Below are 2,721 nucleotides of genomic sequence, written 5' to 3'. Positions count from 1 at the left end.
CTGCTCGGCCTGCGGAGCCTGCTGTGCCGGCCCCTGCTGTGCCGGTGCCGAGGGCTTCGACGGCCCCGGCTTCGCGCCGTTGCCGTCCCCGCCCGCGGGCTTCGGGCCCCGGCCGGCGCCCTTCTTGTCGGACTTGCCGTCCTTGCTCGTCGGGAAGGCGTCGCGCAGCCGTCGGGCGACGGGCGCCTCGACGGTCGACGACGCGGATTTCACGAACTCGCCCTGCTCCTTCAGCTTGGCGAGTACATCCTTGCTCGTGACACCGAGCTCTTTCGCGAGCTCATGTACGCGGGCTTTGCCTGCCACTGCTCTCCTCAACTGATGAGGTCGGCGGCGAAACCCGCAGACCTCGTCTCTATCGTCGCGCGTTCATGGCTTCAGCTTCACGGCTGACTCATGACGGGTCGACCTGCTTCCTTGTTCCGGTCTGGATGCGGGGAGTTCCCGCACCCACAGTGCCACCAGCGCTGTCCGCGCTCCGGGTGAGCCGCTCCACATGATGCCGCAGACCGGCCACGTCGAGCACCCCCTTAGCCCGGAGGGCCCGGGGGAACGCCCGCCGCCGTTCGGCGCGGCCCAGGCATCCCCGGTCGGGATGCAGCCAGGCACCGCGTCCCGGCAGCCGTCGTCGCTCGTCGACGACCACGTGCCCGTCCGCCGCGACCACACGGATCAACTCCGGCACCGACGCCCGCCGCCGACATCCGACGCACGTGCGGACCGGCGTGGCGCCGGGCCGCGGTCGGGTCTGGTTCGGCTGTGGGTGTCGCACCACATCCCAGTTTAGACCTTGGTCAATCAGTCGGCGGAACCGGTGGCCGCTGCGTGCGGTGTCTCGGTCGGTTCCACCTGCCGCTGCCCCGTCTCCGGGGCCGCGTCGCTGCGGATGTCGATCCGCCACCCGGTCAGCCGGGCCGCCAGGCGGGCGTTCTGCCCCTCCTTGCCGATCGCCAGGGACAACTGGAAGTCGGGGACGACGACCCGGGCCGTCTTGGCCCGTTCGTCGACCACCTCGACAGACACAACCTTCGCGGGCGAGAGCGCATTCCCGACGAACTCGGCCGGGTCGTCCGAGTAGTCGATGATGTCGATCTTCTCGCCACCCAGTTCGCTCATCACGTTGCGCACGCGGCCACCGACGTGCCCGATGCAGGCACCCTTGGCGTTCACCCCGGGCACCGTGGACCGGACGGAGATCTTCGACCGGTGCCCCGCCTCGCGCGCGACGGCGGTGATGTCCACGGTGCCGTCGGCGATCTCGGGCACCTCCAGGGCGAACAGCTTGCGCACGAGGTTGGGGTGCGTCCGGGACAGCGTGATCTGCGGTCCGCGGACGGTGCGCGCCACTCCGACGACGTAGGCCTTGAGGCGCTCGCCGTGCCCGTACTCCTCGCCGGGCACCTGCTCGGCGGCGGGGAGCACCCCCTCGGAGTCGCCGATCTGCAGCACCACCATCCCGCGGGCGTTGGCCTTCGCGTCCCGCTGCACGACACCCGCGACGATCTCGCCCTCCTGGGCGGAGAACTCGCCGTAGGTCTTCTCGTGCTCGGCGTCCCGCAGCCGCTGGAGGATGACCTGCCGGGCGGTCGCCGCGGCGATCCGGCCGAATCCCTCCGGGGTGTCGTCCCACTCCTCGGCGACCCCACCGTGCTCGTCCAGCCGGTGCGCGAGCACCCGCACGAACCCGGTGCGGCGATCGATGTCGATCTTCGCGTGCGGGTGGTGCCCCTCCGTGTGCTTGTACGCGGTCAGCAGGGCGCTCTCGATCGCCTCCAGCACCGTCTCGAAGGGGATGTCCTTGTCCCGTTCGATCGCGCGCAACGCCGCGATGTCGACGTTCACCTCGGCTCCTCCTTCGGTCCGGCACTTTCCTCGTTCTCGCCGCGCCCGTCGGCCTCAAGCAGCTTCAGGTCCCCGGCGGGGGGCTGCTTGAACTCGACCTCGACGACGGCCGTGTCCACGTCCGCGTACCGCAGGTCGTGGATGTTCCCGTCCACCAGTATCCGCACCGACTCCGGCCCGGCGTCACCGACGCGGCCGACGTAGGGCGACCCCTCGACGGGTGTCACGCGGACGAGGCGGTACTTGGCCCGCCGCCAGTGGCGGGGCGCGGTCAACGGGCGGTCCAGCCCCGGCGAGGTCACCTCCAGCGTGTAGGCGCCCTCGATGAGGTGCTCGTACTCGTCGAGCGCCGCCGACACCGTCCTACTGATCTCGGCGATGCGGTCCAGCTCGACGCCGTGCTCGCCGTCGACGACGACCTTCACCAGCTTGCGCCTGCCTGCCTGCTGGACGTCCAGCGCGTCGAGATCGAAACCCGCGGCCGCGACGGCCTCGGCCACGACGGGCTCCAGCCTGCCGGCGAGTTCGTTGGGCACCGTGCTGCTCCCTGTGGTTCCTGTTCTGAAGTGGTGGTTCAGCTTATCGTGCCCCCGCGGTGTCCCGCCGGGCGTCGCCCGTCCGGCACCGCGCCGGGCGCGTGCCCACCCGGTATCATCCGCGGCCGGTTCCGGGGTGGCAGGATGCGGGCCGTGACATCCCGACATGCGTGGAACCGGCGGAGACTGCTGCGCACGGCAGCCCTGACGGCACTGGCGGCCCCGGCCGGGGCCGGTCTCGCCGGCTGCGCGTCAGGTTTCGACGACACCCCGGATCCGCTGCGTCCACTCCGGCGGTCGGCCCGCGCGGACGCCGACGCGGCCGACGCCGCGGCACGGAACA

General features: G+C 71.4%; 4 protein-coding genes and 1 pseudogene. 1 reads left to right on the top strand and 4 read right to left on the bottom strand.

Translation table 11 applies throughout. From position 1 onward, the window contains the following. The 4 genes from SACPADRAFT_RS32505 to rimP form a co-directional block, all read right to left on the bottom strand. The coding region (locus tag SACPADRAFT_RS32505; RefSeq protein ID WP_028662329.1) for a translation initiation factor IF-2 N-terminal domain-containing protein at window positions 1-306 on the bottom strand (306 nt) is incomplete at its 3' end. An 88-nt stretch (window positions 307-394) separates the two neighbouring features. Further along, the gene (locus SACPADRAFT_RS30435) at window positions 395-667 is read right to left on the bottom strand and encodes a YlxR family protein (protein ID WP_233357143.1); all 273 of its coding nucleotides are present in this window, start codon (window positions 665-667) and stop codon (window positions 395-397) included. A 131-nt stretch (window positions 668-798) separates the two neighbouring features. Next, window positions 799-1,842 (bottom strand): transcription termination factor NusA, encoded by a 1,044-nt coding sequence (nusA, locus tag SACPADRAFT_RS0208600; RefSeq protein WP_007027188.1) that lies wholly within the window; start codon window positions 1,840-1,842, stop codon window positions 799-801. Beyond that, entirely contained in the window at window positions 1,839-2,378 is a 540-nt protein-coding gene (rimP, locus tag SACPADRAFT_RS0208595) for a ribosome maturation factor RimP (RefSeq protein WP_007027187.1), read from the bottom strand. Before rimP ends, nusA begins: the two co-directional genes overlap by 4 nt. A gap of 153 nt (window positions 2,379-2,531) precedes the next feature. Between rimP and SACPADRAFT_RS33815 the strand changes: the two are divergent. Continuing rightward, window positions 2,532-2,721: pseudogene (locus SACPADRAFT_RS33815) on the top strand (DUF4439 domain-containing protein); the annotation flags it as partial.

This window comes from Saccharomonospora iraqiensis subsp. paurometabolica YIM 90007, from assembly GCF_000231035.2.
In the GTDB taxonomy this organism is placed as follows: Bacteria; Actinomycetota; Actinomycetes; order Mycobacteriales; family Pseudonocardiaceae; genus Saccharomonospora; species Saccharomonospora paurometabolica.
This window is presented reverse-complemented; position numbering and strand designations above follow the sequence as displayed.